Below are 17332 nucleotides of genomic sequence, written 5' to 3' on the forward strand. Positions count from 1 at the left end.
CTGGCGCAGGGGATCGCGGCGGCGCGGGGCAACGAGGTCGACGTGGTGTTTCTCGATGTGCGCATGCCCGACGGCAGCGGTCTTGACGCGCTGCCGGATCTCGAGCGCGCCCCTTCGTCCCCCGAGGTCATCATCCTCACCGGCTTCGGCGATCCCCAGGGGGCGGAGCTGGCCATCAAGTCCGGCGCCTGGGACTATCTGGAAAAAACCGCCTCCGCCAAGGAGATCAACCTCGCCCTCGACCGCGCCCTGCAATATCGCCAGGAAAAGCGCCTCGCCCAGCGCGGCGCGAAGATTTCGGCCCTCAAGCGCGAGGGCATCATCGGTGAAAGCCAAAAGCTGCGCGCCTGCCTGGAGCTGGTCGCCCAGGCGGCCCTGGGCGAAGCCGACGCCCTGATCACCGGCGAAACCGGCACGGGCAAGGAACTCTTCGCCCGCGCGATTCACAACAATTCCCGGCGCGCCGCGGGACCGTTCATCGTGGTCGACTGCGCGGCGCTGCCTGAGAACCTGGTCGAGGCCCTGCTTTTCGGTCATGAGAAAGGCACCTTCACCGGCGCCGAAAAAAACCGCCGGGGACTCATCGCCGAGGCCGACGGCGGCACGCTCTTTCTCGACGAGGTCGGCGAGCTGCCCCTGGCCCTGCAAAAGACCTTTTTGCGCGTTCTTCAGGAGCGCCGCTTCCGGCCCCTGGGCGGCAGCCGCGAGGAACAGAGCGATTTTCGGCTGGTCGCCGCCACCAACCGCGACCTCGACGCCCTGGTGCAGCGCCAGGTGTTCCGCGAAGACCTGCTGTTTCGCCTGCGCGCCTTTCATCTTGAACTGCCGCCGCTGCGCGAGCGCCTTGAGGACATCCGCGACCTGACTCGCGCCCACGTTGATCAGTTGTGCGAACGCAAGCACATCCCGCCCAAGGGATTCTCGCCCGATTTCATCCCCACCCTGCAGAGCTACGCCTGGCCGGGCAACGTCCGCGAGCTCTTGCAAACCCTGGAGCGTGCCCTGGATGCGGCGTTTCTCGAAGCCACCCTGTTTCCCAAGCATCTGCCCCCGGCGCTGCGCGCCGAGATCGCCCGCGGCGCCCTGTCGGCAAAGGGCGGGGGAACGGTTTCCCCGCCCCAGGCGAGTCTGCCCAGCCTTCAGGACTTTCGCGACAGCATCTATCAGCAGGCGGAAAAGCAGTATCTGCAGGATCTGCTCGCCTTGACGGAAAACAACATCCAGAAAGCCTGCCAAATCGCCGGGCTGTCCCAGTCCCGGCTCTACGCCCTGCTCAAGACCCATCGGATCGCGCGCGGCGACTGAGTCCTCCTTTCCCGCATTTTTCCTGTCCCGCAAGAAAATTCCTGTCCGACAAGAAAATTCCTGCCGCTCTGGAAATCACCCTCGGCGTCGTTCTTTCGCCTTTTCATTGTAAGTCATTGAAAATACTCTAAATCGTTTCGTCTTCAAGGTTGGCACGTCCCTTGAATATTCATGAGCAAAGCCGGGAATCATTGCTCAATCGACCGAGGCGCATGCCGAAGGCCTTCAAGGAACGGGATCCATATCATGACCAGAGACCGGGGAATTCTGATTGCGGATCGAGACAGCGACTATCGTGAGCAGATGGCCGAATTTTTTGCCGACGCGGGGTATGAGGTCGAAACCACGGATTCGGCGGTGAACGTCCTGTGCAGCATCCTCGACCGCAAGGCGCCGGTGCTGGTGCTGGGAAGCGATTTCGACAAGAAGGTCGCGCCCGCCAACCTGATTCACCTGCTCAAGAAGTGCAACCGGAAGCTGGCGATCATTCTGGTTTCCGATGCGGAGTCCGTCACCCAGGAGCGAAAAATCCGCGAGGAAGGCATTTTCTACCATGCCCTGCGGCCGCAGAAAACCGAGGACAACGAAGAGATTCGCCAAGCGGTGGAGTGCGCCTTCAACAGCGCGGGCAAGGCGCGGGGCTAAGCCGGGGCCGGAAGTTTCGCGTCGCCGGGAGAATTTTTCCGGAAAGGAAACCAGCCATGCTGAACATCCCTGATCCGTCCAACAGAAAATTTCGTTCCCTGCGTTCATCCGGGATGCGCCGCACCCTCGCGGCCAAGGCTCAAGACGGCAGCTGCGCCGATCGCACCCTGTGGGCGGTGCTCTTTTTCGTGGTAGTGACCCTGATCGCGGTGTCGCTCCAGCATGTGAGCTTCTCCGCCGCGATTCCCGAAGCCCTTCGGCTGCATCTCGGCGACCCGCCGCCGCCGCATCTGATCAGTCTGCTGCTCTCGGCCTATTTTGTCTCCTCGGTGGCCGTGTCCTGCCATGGCATCATCCACGGCACCAAGCCCGAGCGCGGCTGGCTCCACCTGGCGCTGCGCTCGGTGTTTTACCTGCTCTATTTCAGCGCCGGGGCCTTGCCGGAAAATCTCGTCGCCGTCTTTCTCGCCGGCTTGATTCTGTCGGTTCTGGATCATCTCAGGGGGCGTGCCTACGACCGCGTAAGAACAAACAGGCCCTTGTAAAGCTTGAAGTGCTTCATTTCATTGGGTTGGTTTTTTAGGGTGTGTTGCAATCAAAGGAGTCATTAGAGGTCATGGAAAAGAAGCGAATTCTCATCGTCGATGATGAAGCTGTGATCCGGGAAGCCATCAGGCGCAGTCTCGATGGCGACAGCTACCAGGTCGATCTGGCGCCCAGCGGGCACCTGGCCCTGGAAAAGCTTCAGGAAAGCGACTATCAGCTGGTCATTTCCGACTTGAAGATGCCGGGGATGAATGGCATGGATGTCCTCAAGGCTATCAAGATTCTGCAGCCGGAGATTCCCGTGATCATGATCACGGGCTACTCGACCATCGATTCGGCGGTCGAGGCGATGAAGAACGGCGCCTTCGATTATCTGGCCAAGCCCTTCACGCCCGAGCAGATTCGCGAGCGGGTCGAAAAAGCCCTGGATCAGCGCGCGGTGCTGCTGGAAAACTTCTATCTGAAGAAAGAGCTGCGGGATCGCCAGGGCTTTGATTCCTTCGTGGGCAAGAGCAAGGCGATGGAAAAGGTCTATCGGCGCATCATTCAGGTGGCGCCCACCGATAGCACCGTGCTCATTACCGGCGAGAGCGGCACCGGCAAGGAACTGGTGGCCCGGGCCGTCCACCGCAACAGCGCGCGCAAGGATCAGCCCTTCGTCGCCGTGGACTGCACCTCCCTGGCCGAGAGCCTGCTGGAGAGCGAACTCTTCGGTCACATCAAGGGCTCCTTCACCGGCGCCGTGCAGACCAAGACCGGCCTGTTCAAGGTCGCCGACGGCGGTACCCTGTTCCTCGACGAGGTCTCCAACATCAGTCTCACCACCCAGGCCAAGCTGCTGCGGGTTCTGCAGGAGCGCGAGGTGGTGCCCATCGGCGGCACCAAGCCGGTGCCCATTGACATCCGGCTGATCGCCGCCACCAATCGCAGCCTCAAGGAACTGGTCGCCGAGGGGCGGTTCCGTGAAGACTTGTTCTTCCGCCTCAACATCATCCCCGTCGACCTGCCGCCCCTGCGCGAGCGCCAGGGCGACCTGCCCATTCTCGTCGGCCATTTCCTGCAGAAATTCTCCCAGGAAATCGGCAAGGAAATTCGCGGGCTGACGCCGGAGGCCATGGCGCAGATCGAGCGCTATCCCTTCATGGGCAACGTGCGCGAACTGGAAAACGTCATCGAGCGCGCGGTGGTGCTGGCCGCGGGGGATCTGATCGAGGAAGACGACCTGGAATTGCAGCTTGGCGGTGGGGACGAGGAGCGCTTCTCCTGTCATTACGTGCCGCGCACCGCCGACGAACTCAAGGAAACCAAGCGCCAGGTGCGTGAGCAGGCCGTCATGCCCGTGGAGCGGGCCTTTGTCCTCGACGCCCTCAAGCGCAATGACTGGAACGTGACCCGCGCGGCCGAGGAAGTCGGCATGTTGCGCCCCAACTTTCAGGCGCTGCTCAAGAAACAGGGCATTTCCGTTCGCGAGCACACCAGCGTCTGAGCGCGGCGCGGCACCACCCTCAACAAACACCAAAGCCGTCCTCCAGCAGGGGGACGGCTTTGGTGTTTGCGGGGGAAACCGGCGGGAATCAGGGACCGGCGGCGATCATGCCGTCCGGTTCGCCGGCCCTCTGGAAATCGCTGCCCAAGGGCAGGCTGATGGTGAAGGTGGTGCCTTCGCCGATGCGGCTTTCCACCTCGATATGGCCGCCGTGGTTTTCGATGATGCCGTAGGAAACCGACAGGCCGAGGCCGGTGCCCTTGTGCCCCTTGGTCGAGAAGAAGGGATCGAAGATCTTGGTGAGATTGTCTTCGGGGATGCCGCAGCCGGTGTCGCTGATCCGGATCTTGACGCAGTCGTGATCGTTGGCGGTGCGGGTCTGGACGCGCAGGGTGCCGCCGCTTTCCATGGCCTGGCTGGCATTGATGAACAGGTTCATGAACACCTGCTCCAACTGGTTGGGATCGGCCAGGATCTCCGGGGTGCGGCCGTAGTCGCGCACCACCTCGATGTCGTGAAAGGAGCTGTGGTGGGCCACCAGGGACAGGGTTTGGTCGAGGATCTGCTCCACCGCGCCGAGGGATTTCCTGGGAACGCTTTCCCGCGCGAAATCGAGCAGGCCGCGCACGATGCCCGCGCAGCGCTGGGTTTCTCGGACAATCGTGTCGAAATCGGGCTTGAGTGCCGGATCCAGGCGCGAGTCGCCGGCGATCATCGAGGAAAACATGAGCACCCCGGTCAGGGGGTTGTTGAGCTCGTGCGCGATGCCCGCCACCAGCTCGCCGAGGGAGGCGATCTTCTCCGAGCGGATCAGGCGGGATTGCATCTCCTTGATTTCATGGGTGCGCTGCTCGACCTTGGCTTCCAGTTGGCTGCCCCAGAGGGCCAGCTCATCCTGGGCCTGCTTGAGGTTGTGGGTCATGTCGTTGAAGGACGAGGCCAGGCGCCCGAATTCGTCCTGGCTCGGCAGATCGATCAACGCCCAGTCGCCCTGGGCGATGCGCTGGGTGTGTTCGAGGAGCTTGTTGAGGGGCTGGGTGACGAATTTCTGCGTCACCAGGGTCAGGCAGGAGCCCAGAATCAGCAGCAGAATCAGGGTCAGCACGAGAATGTTGTTGCGGTAGGTGTCGGTTTGCAGCTGAAGACCGTCGAGGGAGACGATGACGTCGAGCACCCCGAGCATCTTGACGTCGGGGGGATGGAAATGGCATTCGGCGGTCGCGCAGCTCTGCTGGTTGTAGATGGCCTTGGCCATGCCCAGCACTTCCTTGCCGTTGCGGTCCTCGAAGATGCGGCTGCGGTTCATGGTCGAGGCGTGGGTGAGGGGCGTGTCCTTGGCGTGACAGACATTGCAGCCCTCGGTGTTCTTGTCGAGGATGGCGCCGATTTCGACACGCTCCGTCGAGAAGGTGATCTCACCGTCCTTGTTGATCAGGCGGATGTGCTCGATGCCGCGCTGGGTGCCCACCTCCTGGATCATCTGGTAGACGCGCTTGCGGTCGTCCTCGAGCATCTGGTAGTGGGTGGAGCGGATGAGCGTTTCGCTCAGGTTGTCGACATCGTGGATGGCTTCCTCGAGAAAGATCTTCTTGAGGGTCTTGATGTTGAGGGCGGCAAAGAGCAGCATGGCCAGCATCAGCACAAGGCCGGTGACCAGGGTCAGCTTGGTGATCAGGTTGAAACGCACGTGGGCCTCCTTTCGGCCGAGAGGCTCCGGAAAGGCAATTCATCCGCCATTTATTATCGAGGCCCGGGCGTATAAGTCAATGCGAGTTTTGTTAGGCTTGTCTGAGAATCCGCCTCGCGGCGCGATGCTGAAAGCGGCGTGAATCAGCTTGGTTGCGCCCTGTTTTCTCCGGTTGACAGAGGCGGCCCCGGCGCGGTATTAGAAGGGCACCGCCGTGCCCGTGGTTTCGATTTCCGCGGGCATTTTTCCGTAACCTCTGTTTTCCTATTTCCCCAACGAAAGGATCTTCCCTCCATGAAAAGCATCGTCGTCCTGCTCCTTGGCGTGCTGCTCGCCGTACCCGTCCGCGCCGCTGAGCCCCAGCCGCTGGAAGCGGGCACGGACAAATTTTCCTACGCCCTGGGACAGCAGTTGGGCAAGGATCTGAAAATGGGCGGCGTGCAGGTGAACGCCGACCTGATCGCCGCCGGCGTGCGCGACGCCCAGGCCGGCACCTCGCGCATGAGCGAGGAGGAGATGGAGGCCGCCATGGAGAGCATGCAGCGCGAAATGATGGCGCAGCATCTCGCCCAGCAGGAGGCCCTGGCCAAGAAAAACCTGGAGGAGGGCAAGGCTTTTCTTGCGGAAAACGCCAAGAAAAAAGGCGTCAAGACCACCGCGAGCGGCCTGCAATATCAAGTTCTTGAATCCGGCAAGGGCAAGACGCCCGGTCCCGACAGCTCCGTCACCGTGCATTATCGCGGCACCCTCGTCGACGGCACCGAATTCGACAGCTCCTACGGCCGCGGCGAACCCGTGACCTTTCCCGTATCCGGTGTGATTCCCGGGTGGACGGAAGCCCTGCAGCTGATGCAGGAAGGCGCCAAATACAAGATCTTCCTGCCCGCCGATCTGGCTTATGGCGAGCGCGGCGCCGGCCAGGTCATCGGTCCCAACGCCACCCTGATTTTCGACGTCGAGCTGCTGACCGTCAATTAGGGCGAATTCTCCGCCCAAAACCGCAACTCCCTTAGGGGGCGGGCTCGTGAAAATTGTATGCAGTATGCCGCCCTGCCGGTTGACATTGCCGGCGGGGTGAGCTAATTAGATGAGGTGCGCGCGGCGCCGCTCCAACCAGGGGGCGGCGGCCGGCGCGTTTTGGTCGTTGTTGATGTGGAGGTTCTGATTCCCCGCGGGGAATTTTTCTTAACGAGTTGGGAGACAGGAGGACAATGCAATGAGAAAGTCACAAGGTTGGCAAGTTTTGGTTCGAGGCGCCCTGGTGGTGGCGGCCTGCCTGGTGCTCGGCGCGGTGACGCCCGTCCACGCCCAGGCAACCGCGCTGCAGAATTCGGACTGCGTCAAGTGTCACGAGGCGCAACCGCAGCAGATCGAGGCCAAGGGCATGAAGCACAAGACGGCGGTGGGCTGCATGGATTGCCATGTGGGTCATCCCCCCAAGGTCAGCGATATCGTTCCCAAGTGCTCCATGTGCCATGTGGGCAATCCTCACTTCGAGCTGCCCAACTGCGGCCAGTGTCACAGCAATGCCCACACCCCCCTGGAGCTCAACCTCTCCGGCGACCTCAAGGCCGAATGCATCACCTGCCATGCGCCCATCGGCCAGCAACTCACCGCCAATCCCAGCGCGCACAATGACGTGGCCTGTAACTTCTGCCACGCCGACACCCACGGCATGATTCCCGAGTGCGTGCTCTGCCACAAGCCGCATAGCCAGGAAATGACGCAGAAGGATTGCGCGAGCTGCCATCAGGCGCACAAGCCGCTGCTGGTCACCTACGACGACAAGATGCCCTCCATCCACTGCGCCGCCTGCCACGGCACGGCCTATACCCAGCTCACCGCCAACCAGAGCAAGCACCAGTCCCTGGCCTGCGTTTACTGCCACCAGGACAAGCACAAGATGGTGCCGCTGTGCAGCGACTGCCATGGAACGCCCCATGCCGCCGGGATTCACCAGCGCTTCCCGAGCTGCGGCGAGTGCCACAACATCGCCCATGACCTGAACAACTGGCCGGCACAGGCACAGCCGAAGGGGAAATAAGCCATGAAGCAAGCGAAGAGAAGCCTTCTGCGTCCGCTCTTGACGGGTCTGGGGCTGCTGTCCCTGGTCGCCGTGGCGGCCTGCACCCTGCCCGGCACCGAGGCCAAAGCTCCCGAGGCGCCGGCGCCCAAGGCGGCCCCGGCGCCCGCACCGGCCCCCGTTGCCGCGCCCGCGCCCAAGGCGGCGCCCGTCGTGGCGGGCGATGCCTACGACGTGGTCCCCGAGCCCCTCACGGTGGCTCAGTGCGGCCAGTGTCATCCGACCTATTTCAACGCCATCCGTGACCAGGGCGGCAGGCACCGCTTTGATTGCCAGGACTGCCACCAGGTGTTTCACGCCTACAATCCGACGCGGCAGAACTGGGACGACATCATGCCCAAGTGCGCCAGCTGTCATACCCTGCCCCACGGGGAAAAGTTTCCGGACTGCCTGTCCTGCCACCAGAACCCGCACAAGCCGCTCCATATCCCCTACGCGGGAACGCCTGTCGCCCAGGCGTGCGGCGACTGCCATACCGGGCCGTCGGGACAGCTCAACCAGTTCAAGAGCAAGCACACCCAGGTCGGCTGCACGGCTTGCCACTACGACAAGCACGGTTATGTGCCTTCCTGCTTCGAATGCCACAAGCCCCATTACGACGGGCAGGAACTGGCAAGCTGCGCCGAGTGTCACCCGGTGCACAAGCCGCTGGAAATCGTCTTCACCGCCACCACCGTGGCGCGGACTTGCGAAGCCTGCCACACCCAGGCCTACGGCGACTGGAAGAAGACGCCGAGCAAGCACGGCCAGGTCAATTGCAGCGTCTGCCATACGGAGCACGGCAAGATTCCGGAATGTTCCTCTTGCCATGGTTTGCCGCACAGCGAAAACCTGCATACGCGCTTCCCCAAGTGCCTGACCTGTCACCTCAATCCGCATGACCTGCCGGTCAAGCGGAAGTAAGTGACACGCTGCACCGGGGATGCCCCCTCAGCAAACGACAAAGGCGCGGCCGAATGGCCGCGCCTTTGTCGTTGTCGGTGGGAAGGCCGCGCCTATTTCAAGGTGGCCAGGAAGTCGACCAGTGCCTTGAGGTCTTCCTCGGGGATGTGGGCGTAGCTCGGCATCATGGTGCTAGGGTTGGCGCTGGCGGGTTCGGTGATCTGCTTGTTGATCTGCTCGGCGCCCAATCGCTGGCCGACGCCGTCCAGCGCCGGGCCGAGGGCGCCGCCGCTGCCTTCGAGTTGGTGGCAGGCCTTGCAGCCCAGGGCATTGAGCAGTTCGCGGCCGCGCGCGTCCTCGGCGGACACCTGGGTGGCGGCGGCCAAGGCAAAAAGGCAGGCAAGGGCGAGAGCTTTGGCATGTTGTCGCTTGGTCATGGTCGGCAAATCTCCTTTGGCATTGAGTTTGTGCGGACGGAGCGTCCCTGGCATTGTCCATAGAATAGCGGATCGCCGCTTGCCCGCAAGGAATGAGGCGAAAAAGACTCGGGCCGCCGGTTGCCAAACCGCCTGGCGCCCGGTAGGCTGAAAAGCTGTCGAGATATTCTGGAGGAGGATTGACTTATTTATGCTGATCGTCATGGAACACAACGCCACGGCCGCGCAGGTGCGCGCCGTGCAGGATGCCGTCGAGGCCATGGGCTTGCAGGCTGCACCCATTCCCGGTCGCGAGCGCACCGCCATCGGGGTTTTGGGGAATCAGGGCTACGTGGATGACACCGCCATTCGCAATCTGCCCGGGGTGCGCGAATGCATCCACGTCAGCAAGCCCTATAAGCTGGTTTCCCGGGATTTCCATCCGGAATCCACGGTGGTCGAGGTCGGCTCCCTGAAAATCGGCGACGGGCATCCACCCGTCATCATTGCCGGCCCGTGCAGCATCGAGAGCCCGGAACAGATGCTCGCCGCGGCGCGCATCGTGCGTGCCGCGGGCGCTCATGTCCTGCGCGGCGGCGCTTTCAAGCCGCGCACCGGGCCCCATTCCTTTCAGGGATTGGGCGAAAAAGGGCTCAAATTCTTGCGCCAGGCCGGCGACGAGGCGGGCATGCCGGTCATTACCGAGATCATGCGCATCGAGCAGCTCGACGTGGTGTGCCGTTACGCCGATATCCTGCAGATCGGCGCGCGCAACATGCAGAACTTCGATCTGCTCAAGGAAGTTGGGCGCATCCGCCATCCGGTGTTGCTCAAGCGCGGCATGAGCGCCACCATCGAGGAGTTTTTGGCCGCGGCGGAATACCTGCTCGCCGAGGGCAATTCTCGGGTCATTCTTTGCGAACGCGGCATACGCACCTTCGAACCCTCCACGCGCAACACCCTTGACCTCTCGGTGGTGCCCCTGGTGCGGGAATTGAGTCATCTGCCCATCATCGTCGATCCCAGCCATGCCACCGGCAAACGCTCCCTGGTCGGCGTGATGAGCAAGGCGGCCCTGGTCGCTGGGGCCCACGGCATCATGGTCGAGGTCCATCCCGATCCGGCCAAGGCGCTGTGCGACGGGGCCCAGAGCCTCGACGGCGAAGGCTTCAGCCTGCTCACCAGCGAGATTCGCGTGCTGCTCGGCTACCTGGGCTATTAAGCTGGACGGCGGATCGCCGCGGCCCTTATCCCGTCCCTTGAAGTTCGAAGAGGGTGATTTCCGGGGGGCAGAGAAAACGCACCGGCAACAGGCTGGTGCCGATGCCGCGATTGACGTAGAGGGGCGTGTCGGGACCGACGCGGTAGAGTCCGGCGACGAAGGGTTCGGAAAAACGCGGCAGGTAGAAGGGCGTGACCCCCGGCAGGCGCACTTGCCCGCCGTGGGTGTGGCCGCTGAGCAGCAGGTCGATGCGGCCGTCGAGCAACTCGTGGGCGAAGGCCGGCACATGGGACAGCAGCAGATTGACGCGCGCCGGGTCGGCCTGGGATTGCAACGTCTTGAGCGCATCGGCCGGGGAAGGATAATCAAGGCCCAGAAGGGAGAGGGGCGTGTTGCCCAGGCTCAGATCGGCGCGCTCGTTGATGAGCAGGGTTACGCCCCAGCGGGCGAAGGCCTGGCGCAGATTCTCCCCTTCGATGCGCGCCCAGTATTCCCAGTTGCCCTGCACCGCGAAAATGCCGTGCGGGGCCCGCAGCAATTCCAGAAATTGCCGAACCGCCGTCAGGTTGCGCTCGCGGTCGAGAAAATCTCCGGTGATGAGAATGAGATCGGCGTCCAGGCCGTTGACCAGATTCGCCACCTTGCGGTGATAGGGCGCGAAACTTTGGATGTGCAGATCCGAGAGCTGGACGAAACGCAGTCTGGCGCCCGCGGCCATTTTGCCCAGGGGCAGGCGTACCGGCTCGATCCTGACGGCCCGAGGCGCGTGCCAGAATCCGTGGCCCAGACCCAGGCCGCTCGCGCCCAGTCCGCCCAGGGCCAGAAAGGTGCGCCGCGACAGGGTGGTTGGCGGAGGGGACGGGCAGGGGGCGGTTTCTTCCATGGACCAAGCTCGCTTGCGGGTTGACAAAAAAGCACTATAGCAGTTCGCGGCGCAACCGACCAGAGTGGTCTTGCCAAGGAGCTGTTTGGTGATTATAGTTTACCGAAATTGTCAACCATTGGCCTTGGGTTCAACTTTGCCATAAAGGAGAGAAACCATGTCGAGTTTCGCCGAGATTCGTCCCGAGGTGTTCTGGGTGGGGGCGCGTCATCCTGAGTTGGAGGTGTTCGACGAACTTTTTCCGACGCGTCACGGCACCACCTACAATGCCTATCTGGTGCGCGGTTCGGAGAAAATCGCCCTGATCGACACGGTCAAGGGCCTGTTCACCGACGAATACCTGGACAAGCTGCAAAAGCTCGTGCCGCTGTCCGACATTGACGTGGTGGTGGTCAATCACACCGAGCCCGACCACTCCGGCGCCTTGGGGCGGCTGCTGGAAATCAATCCCGACATCGAGATCTACTGCACCCGGGCGGGCGAGAATTTTCTGCGCCAGATCTACGAAATCCCCTTTCGCGCCCACGCGGTCAGCGATGGCGAGGAGCTGAGCCTCGGCGACAAGACCCTGCGCTTTCTGGCGGCGCCCAACCTCCATTGGCCGGACACCATGTTCACCTATCTGCCCGAGGAGGATCTGCTGTTTTCCTGTGACGCCTTTGGCGCCCACTATTGCGGCGACGGGCTGTACAACGATCAGGTCGAGGATTTTTCCGCCGAGTTCCACTTCTATTTCGACACCATCATGCGTCCCTTCAAGGCGTCCATCCGCGAGGCGACGGCCAAGCTCGACGGGTTGTCCATCACGCTGCTCTGCCCCTCCCATGGCCCTTTGCTGCGGCGCGATCCCCTCAAGGCCATCAATGCCTATCGCGAGTGGGCGGCCGCGCCGCCGCCCAGCGCGCACAAGCAGGTGCTGTTGCTGACACTTTCTCCCCACGGCAATACCCGCAGCATGGCGGGCGCGGTGCGCGAAGGGCTGGAGGAGGCCGGGGCGCAGGTCACGGAATTCGGCCTGGTGGATCTCAACGATGAGCTGGTGCGCGAAGAGTTGGAGCGCGCCGATGCCCTGGTGATCGGCTCGCCGACCATCAACCGCGATGCCCCGCCGCCGGTGTGGCGGGTGCTGTCGCTGCTTTCCTCGGTGACGCCCAAGGGCAAGGTCGGGGCGGTGTTCGGCTCCTTCGGCTGGAGCGGCGAGGCGACCAAGCTCATCGAGGAGCGCCTGCGCGGCCTCAAATACCAGCTGCCCGTGGAGGGGCTGTCGTTTCGCTTTACGCCGACGGCCAAGGACATGGACGCCTGCCGGGACTTCGGCCGCAAGGTGGCGCGGAGCCTCACCCCGGCGGTTTGAGGCGCTGATTTGATGATCCCAGCCGCGAAGGGGGCGGATGCCGCGTCCCTGGGGGCGCTTGAGGGCCTGGTGGCCGCGGTGGTGGTGCTGGCGCCTCTCGAACGTCCCCTGTCCTACCTGGTGCCTGCAAACCTGGCGGCGCAGGCGCGCCCCGGCATGCGGGTGCGCGTGCCCCTGGGTCGCCGGCAGGCGCTGGGCGTGGTGCTTCAGGTCGCGCCCGGTGCGGCGCGGGAACTGCGCCCGATGCTCGCCGTCCTCGATGCCGAGCCCCTGCTCAATCCCGACCTCCTGGCCTTTTTGCAGCGCTGCGCCGCCTATTATCACCATCCCCTGGGCGAGGTGTTGCGCACGGCCCTGCCCGCTGGTCTCGCCGGGTTGGAGGCGGGGGTGGGCATTCTCGCCGAGCGCTATTACCGGGCGACGCCAGGCGACGCCATGCCGCGCGGCGCGCGCCAGCGCGAGCTGCTGACCTGGCTGCGCGCCCGCGGCGAAGTTCCCCTCTCAGGCATCACCGCCGCCTTCCCCGCGCCCTACGCGCTTCTCAAGCGCCTGGCGGAGCAGGGTCTGCTCAGTGTTCGCGAGGGCGAAAAGCGCCGCGATCCCTTTTTCGCGCAACCGGTGGCGGAGGATGTCCGGCCGGATCCCACCCCCGACCAGCAGCGTGCCCTGGCCGCCCTGCTTGGGCAGGTCGCGGCGCGGCATTTTTCTCCTTTTCTACTCCATGGCGTGACCGGCAGCGGCAAGACCGAGGTTTACCTGCGCGCCATCGCCGCCGTGCTTGAGGCCGGACGCCAGGCCTTGGTATTGGTGCCGGAGATTGCCCTGACGCCGCAGCTCGTGGGGCGCTTTCGCGCGCGGTTTCAGCATAGCCCCCATGGGGTGGCGGTGCTGCATTCGGGCCTGTCCGACGGCGAGCGTTACGACGCCTGGCGCGCCATTGCCCGCGGCGAGGCGCAAATCGTCATCGGCGCACGCTCGGCGGTCTTCGCGCCGCTGCCCGACCCGGGCATCATCGTGGTCGACGAAGAGCATGAAGGCAGCTACAAGCAGGGCGAGGGCCTGCGCTACCATGCGCGCGATCTGGCTTTGCTGCGCGGCCAGATGGCCGGCGCCCTGGTGGTGCTGGGCAGCGCCACGCCCTCGCTGACCAGCTTTTATCGCACCCGGAGCGCGGGCATGGGCTATCTGCCCCTCGCCGCGCGGGTGCTCGATAGGCCCCTGCCCGAGGTGCGGCTCGTCGATCTGAGCGGCCGGCGCCTCGACGGCGCCCTGGCGCCGGAGCTGCGCGACGCCCTGGGCGAGAACCTCGCCCGTCGCGAGCAGTCGGTGCTGTTGCTCAACCGGCGCGGTTTCGCCCCCTATCTGCTGTGCCGCGAATGCGGCGCCACCTTTCGCTGCCCCAATTGTGAAATCACCCTGACCTACTACCAGGCGAACCGCCGTCTGCGCTGTCATTACTGCGATTTTGCCCAGCGCCCGCCCGAGCAGTGTCCGGGCTGCGGCGGCCGCCAGATCGAGCCCGAAGGCACGGGCACCGAGCGGCTTGAGGAAGAGCTGGCCACGGCCTTTCCCGCGGCGCGCATCGCGCGCATGGATCGCGATACCACCAGCCGCAAGGGGGCGCACCAGCATCTGGTCGGCGCCATGGAGCAGGGCGAGATCGATATCCTGGTCGGTACCCAGATGGTGGCCAAGGGCCATGATTTTCCCGGTGTGACCCTGGTGGGGGTGATCGGCGCCGATGCTGGTTTGAATTTCCCGGATTTTCGCGCCGCCGAGCGCACCTTTGCCCTGCTCACCCAGGTCGCCGGGCGCGCCGGGCGCGGCGCGCAACCCGGCCGGGTGTTCATTCAGACCTATGCCCCGACCCATCACGCCGTCGCCTGCGCCGCGCGCCACGACTACCTCGCTTTTTACGAGGAGGAGCTCGCCTTTCGCCGCGAGCTGGGCTATCCCCCCTTCGGCCACCTGGTCAATCTGGTTCTGTCCGGCGCGCAGCCCCTGCGCGTTGAGCAAGGCGCCGCCGCAGTGGCCGAGGAGCTGCGGCGCGCCGAATCCGCGGTGGAAATTCTTGGTCCCGCCCCCTGTCCCCTGTTTCGCCTGCGCGGCAAAACCCGCGTGCAGATTCTGCTCAAGGCGGCTGCGCGCGCCCCCCTTCATCAGTTGCTCGGTCTGGTGCAGACGGTGCGCCGCAAGCTGCCCCGCACCCTCAATCTGGCGGTCGACGTGGATCCCCTCGACATGCTCTGAGGGCGATGATTGAGTCGTTTGTGAGTTTTTGAGTTACACAGGTTTTCGCTTGGACGCATCGCAATGTCGGTCCGGCGGAGCTTTATGTTTGTAAAATTGGCGTTTTTCCGATGGGTTGTTGACTGGTCTCGGGCGTCCTTGGCGTTGTGGCCTGCTTTTTGCTTTCTGTGCGGGGTGCCCTGGGCTTGGCCCAGGTGTTTCTCACCGATCAAAAACGGCAACGGCGCCGACGCGGGATACCGCAATCAATCCAAAGGGGGATGAATTCTCATGACCATTAAACTCGATGAGAAGGTCGAAGCGATTTACCAGGAAGTGCTGCAGCGCAACCCGGGGGAAACCGAATTTCACCAGGCGGTGCGCGAGGTGCTCGAATGCCTCGGGCCGGTGCTGGTCAAGCACCCCGAGTTCACCCAGCACAAGATCATCGAGCGCATCTGCGAACCCGAGCGCCAGATCATCTTCCGCGTGCCCTGGCAGGACGACAAGGGCCAGGTGCAGATCAACCGCGGCTTCCGCGTGCAGTTCAACAGCGCGCTTGGCCCCTACAAGGGCGGCCTGCGCTTTCATCCCTCGGTGTATCTGGGCATCATCAAATTCCTCGGTTTCGAGCAGATCTTCAAGAACAGCCTGACCGGCCTGCCCATCGGCGGCGGCAAGGGCGGTTCGGACTTCGACCCCAAGGGCAAGTCCGACGACGAGATCATGCGTTTCTGCCAGAGCTTCATCACCGAGCTCTATCGGCACCTCGGCGAATACACCGACGTGCCGGCCGGCGACATCGGCGTCGGCGGCCGCGAAATCGGCTTCATGTTCGGCCAGTACAAGCGTCTCACCAACCGCTATGAGCTGGGCGTGCTCACCGGCAAGGGCCTAAATTACGGCGGCTCGCTGGTGCGCACCGAGGCGACCGGCTACGGCGCGACCTTTTTTGTCGATGAAATGCTCAAGGCGCGCGGCGATTCCTTCGAGGGCAAGACCTGCGTGGTGTCGGGCTCGGGCAACGTGGCCATCTACACCATCGAAAAGATCAACCAGCTCGGCGGCAAGGTGGTGGCCTGTTCCGATTCGGGCGGCTATGTCTACCACGAGGCGGGCATCGATCTGGAACTGGTGCAGCAGCTCAAGGAAATCGAGCGGCGCCGTATCAAGGACTATGTGAACTATCACAAGGACGCCAAGTTCGTCGAGGCGGGCAACATCTGGAAGGTGCCCTGCCAGGTGGCCATGCCCTCGGCCACCCAGAACGAGATCAACGGCAAGGACGCCAAGACCCTGGTGCAGAACGGCTGCATCGCCGTGGGCGAAGGGGCCAACATGCCCACCACCCCCGAGGGCGTGCGCGTGTTTCTCGAAGCCGGCATCGCCTATGGTCCCGGCAAGGCCGCCAACGCCGGCGGCGTGGCGACCAGCGCCCTGGAAATGCAGCAGAACGCCAGCCGCGACTCCTGGACCTTCGAGTACACCGAGCAGCGCCTGCAGCAGATCATGAAGAACATTCACGATCTGTGCTACGAAACCGCCGAGGAATACGGCACCCCCGGCAACTACGTCAACGGCGCCAATATCGCCGGTTTCATCAAGGTCGCCAAGGCCATGGTTGCCCTGGGCCTGGTTTAAGTCCAAGATCCCACAGGATCAACAACGCAAAAAGCCCGGCCGCATGGCCGGGCTTTTTGCGTTATGGCGCATGGCGCAGGGAGTCAGTCTAGCGTGCACACCAGGCGCTGGCTGACCACGTCGGCGATCAATTGAAAGGGGCGCTCGCCGGCGCGCATGATCTTGACCACGCTCTTGAAGCGGCTGCTGGCGGGCATCAGGCCCTCCAGGGCGTTGGGCTGGCGAGCCATCCAGGCGCGGTTGAGATAGACGTTGCGCGCCTCGGGAAACACCGCCAGATAGAAAATGTCGGCCTCGACCAGATCCTGGAAGAAGTGCGAGCCGAAGGAGAGTTCCGGCATCAGGCCCTCGCTGCTGAAGGCGACCTCGGCGAGAGCCGCCATGTTGTTGATCTCGGCGAAGGTGATGGGCACGCCCAGGGACGGGGTGCTGGTGCCCCACCGGCCCGGCCCCATGAGCAGGGTGGGCTCCTCCTCGCGGCGAATGCGCCGGTTGAGCCGCCCCACCAGGCGTGCCACCTCGTATTTGTCGCTCAGGGGCAGGCGGCTGTAGCCCTCGGCGTCGACCCAGATGATCTGCGCCAGGGGCAGGCTCAGGTTGCCGCCCATGAAGTTGCCCTCGCCGCGCAGCAGCAGGCGCTGGTCGTCGAGGGTGTCGGGAATCTCCACGCGCTGGCGCTCGCCGCGGGTCTGCAGGGGGCGGCACTGCACGACGTTGATGCGCGGCCGCTGCTTGTCGCAGAAGTTGACGGTGAACTCCACATCCACGGGGTAGTCGTAGGTCTTCTCCAGGGTTTTGAGCAGGCGCTGCATGATGGCACAGAAGGGCGTGTCGGCAAGCAGCCGGTCGAAGGTCAGCAGCCAGGCCTGCTGACCCTTGCGCCCGCGCTCCTCGAGGCGCTGGGTGATCTCCTCGTCGCGGATGGCGAAGAGATCGAGGGGCAGGCCGGTGTC

15 protein-coding genes are annotated in these 17332 nt (G+C 63.7%); 11 read left to right on the forward strand and 4 right to left on the reverse strand.

Annotated features, from left to right (window positions below; all coding sequences use genetic code 11):
• The 4 genes from QAT43_RS08570 to QAT43_RS08585 form a co-directional block, all read left to right on the forward strand.
• Positions 1-1305 (forward strand): sigma-54-dependent transcriptional regulator (locus tag QAT43_RS08570; RefSeq protein WP_305042644.1); only part of this gene is annotated, 1305 nt, incomplete at its 5' end.
• A gap of 246 nt (positions 1306-1551) precedes the next feature.
• Positions 1552-1950, forward strand: a complete 399-nt coding sequence (locus QAT43_RS08575; RefSeq protein ID WP_305042645.1) for a hypothetical protein — start codon at positions 1552-1554, stop codon at positions 1948-1950.
• A gap of 56 nt (positions 1951-2006) precedes the next feature.
• On the forward strand, positions 2007-2495 hold the full coding sequence (locus QAT43_RS08580; protein WP_305042646.1) for a hypothetical protein: 489 nt from the start codon (positions 2007-2009) through the stop codon (positions 2493-2495).
• Between the two features lie 71 nt (positions 2496-2566).
• Positions 2567-3982: a sigma-54-dependent transcriptional regulator gene (locus QAT43_RS08585; RefSeq protein ID WP_305042647.1), complete on the forward strand. Its 1416-nt coding sequence runs from the start codon at positions 2567-2569 to the stop codon at positions 3980-3982.
• 88 nt (positions 3983-4070) lie between these two features.
• Here QAT43_RS08585 and QAT43_RS08590 read toward each other — a convergent pair whose 3' ends face one another.
• Positions 4071-5669, reverse strand: coding sequence for a sensor histidine kinase (locus QAT43_RS08590; RefSeq protein ID WP_305042648.1), 1599 nt, complete (start codon positions 5667-5669; stop codon positions 4071-4073).
• A gap of 294 nt (positions 5670-5963) precedes the next feature.
• On the opposite strand from QAT43_RS08590, the gene QAT43_RS08595 reads away from it, so the two are divergent.
• The 3 genes from QAT43_RS08595 (at position 5964) to QAT43_RS08605 (ending at position 8655) form a co-directional block, all read left to right on the forward strand.
• On the forward strand, positions 5964-6647 hold the full coding sequence (locus QAT43_RS08595; RefSeq protein ID WP_305042649.1) for an FKBP-type peptidyl-prolyl cis-trans isomerase: 684 nt from the start codon (positions 5964-5966) through the stop codon (positions 6645-6647).
• A gap of 238 nt (positions 6648-6885) precedes the next feature.
• Positions 6886-7713 (forward strand): hypothetical protein, encoded by an 828-nt coding sequence (locus QAT43_RS08600; RefSeq protein ID WP_305042650.1) that lies wholly within the window; start codon positions 6886-6888, stop codon positions 7711-7713.
• 3 nt (positions 7714-7716) lie between these two features.
• Positions 7717-8655 carry a hypothetical protein gene (locus QAT43_RS08605; protein WP_305042651.1) on the forward strand — a complete coding sequence of 313 codons (939 nt, stop codon included), beginning with the start codon at positions 7717-7719 and terminating at the stop codon, positions 8653-8655.
• Between the two features lie 92 nt (positions 8656-8747).
• On the opposite strand, the gene QAT43_RS08610 is transcribed toward QAT43_RS08605, so the two are convergent.
• Positions 8748-9071, reverse strand: a complete 324-nt coding sequence (locus QAT43_RS08610; protein ID WP_305042652.1) for a c-type cytochrome — start codon at positions 9069-9071, stop codon at positions 8748-8750.
• 190 nt (positions 9072-9261) lie between these two features.
• On the opposite strand from QAT43_RS08610, the gene aroF reads away from it, so the two are divergent.
• The gene (gene aroF / locus QAT43_RS08615; protein ID WP_305042653.1) at positions 9262-10272 is read left to right on the forward strand and encodes a 3-deoxy-7-phosphoheptulonate synthase; all 1011 of its coding nucleotides are present in this window, start codon (positions 9262-9264) and stop codon (positions 10270-10272) included.
• Positions 10273-10297: 25 nt separating this feature from the next.
• Here the strand turns inward: aroF and QAT43_RS08620 are convergent, their stop codons facing one another.
• Positions 10298-11155 (reverse strand): metallophosphoesterase, encoded by an 858-nt coding sequence (locus QAT43_RS08620; protein WP_305042654.1) that lies wholly within the window; start codon positions 11153-11155, stop codon positions 10298-10300.
• Positions 11156-11312: 157 nt separating this feature from the next.
• Here QAT43_RS08620 and QAT43_RS08625 point away from each other — a divergent pair, with 157 nt between their 5' ends.
• The 3 genes from QAT43_RS08625 (at position 11313) to gdhA (ending at position 16379) form a co-directional block, all read left to right on the forward strand.
• Positions 11313-12509 (forward strand): FprA family A-type flavoprotein, encoded by a 1197-nt coding sequence (locus tag QAT43_RS08625; RefSeq protein ID WP_305042655.1) that lies wholly within the window; start codon positions 11313-11315, stop codon positions 12507-12509.
• 12 nt (positions 12510-12521) lie between these two features.
• Positions 12522-14759, forward strand: coding sequence for a primosomal protein N' (locus QAT43_RS08630; protein ID WP_305042656.1), 2238 nt, complete (start codon positions 12522-12524; stop codon positions 14757-14759).
• 270 nt (positions 14760-15029) lie between these two features.
• Positions 15030-16379: an NADP-specific glutamate dehydrogenase gene (gdhA, locus tag QAT43_RS08635; protein ID WP_305042657.1), complete on the forward strand. Its 1350-nt coding sequence runs from the start codon at positions 15030-15032 to the stop codon at positions 16377-16379.
• Positions 16380-16462: 83 nt separating this feature from the next.
• Here the strand turns inward: gdhA and QAT43_RS08640 are convergent.
• Positions 16463-17332, reverse strand: an 870-nt coding sequence (locus QAT43_RS08640; RefSeq protein WP_305042658.1) for a PEP/pyruvate-binding domain-containing protein, incomplete at its 5' end; no start/stop codon positions are given.

The organism is Geoalkalibacter sp. (genome assembly GCF_030604225.1).
In the GTDB taxonomy this organism is placed as follows: domain Bacteria; phylum Desulfobacterota; class Desulfuromonadia; order Desulfuromonadales; family Geoalkalibacteraceae; genus Geoalkalibacter.

Coding starts and splice junctions, on each gene's coding strand:
- QAT43_RS08575 (WP_305042645.1), top strand. CDS start 1,552: ATGACCAGAGACCGGGGAATTCTGATTGCGGATCGAGACAGCGACTAT.
- QAT43_RS08580 (WP_305042646.1), top strand. CDS start 2,007: ATGCTGAACATCCCTGATCCGTCCAACAGAAAATTTCGTTCCCTGCGT.
- QAT43_RS08585 (WP_305042647.1), top strand. CDS start 2,567: ATGGAAAAGAAGCGAATTCTCATCGTCGATGATGAAGCTGTGATCCGG.
- QAT43_RS08595 (WP_305042649.1), top strand. CDS start 5,964: ATGAAAAGCATCGTCGTCCTGCTCCTTGGCGTGCTGCTCGCCGTACCC.
- QAT43_RS08600 (WP_305042650.1), top strand. CDS start 6,886: ATGAGAAAGTCACAAGGTTGGCAAGTTTTGGTTCGAGGCGCCCTGGTG.
- QAT43_RS08605 (WP_305042651.1), top strand. CDS start 7,717: ATGAAGCAAGCGAAGAGAAGCCTTCTGCGTCCGCTCTTGACGGGTCTG.
- QAT43_RS08610 (WP_305042652.1), bottom strand. CDS start 9,071: ATGACCAAGCGACAACATGCCAAAGCTCTCGCCCTTGCCTGCCTTTTT.
- aroF (WP_305042653.1), top strand. CDS start 9,262: ATGCTGATCGTCATGGAACACAACGCCACGGCCGCGCAGGTGCGCGCC.
- QAT43_RS08620 (WP_305042654.1), bottom strand. CDS start 11,155: ATGGAAGAAACCGCCCCCTGCCCGTCCCCTCCGCCAACCACCCTGTCG.
- QAT43_RS08625 (WP_305042655.1), top strand. CDS start 11,313: ATGTCGAGTTTCGCCGAGATTCGTCCCGAGGTGTTCTGGGTGGGGGCG.
- QAT43_RS08630 (WP_305042656.1), top strand. CDS start 12,522: ATGATCCCAGCCGCGAAGGGGGCGGATGCCGCGTCCCTGGGGGCGCTT.
- gdhA (WP_305042657.1), top strand. CDS start 15,030: ATGACCATTAAACTCGATGAGAAGGTCGAAGCGATTTACCAGGAAGTG.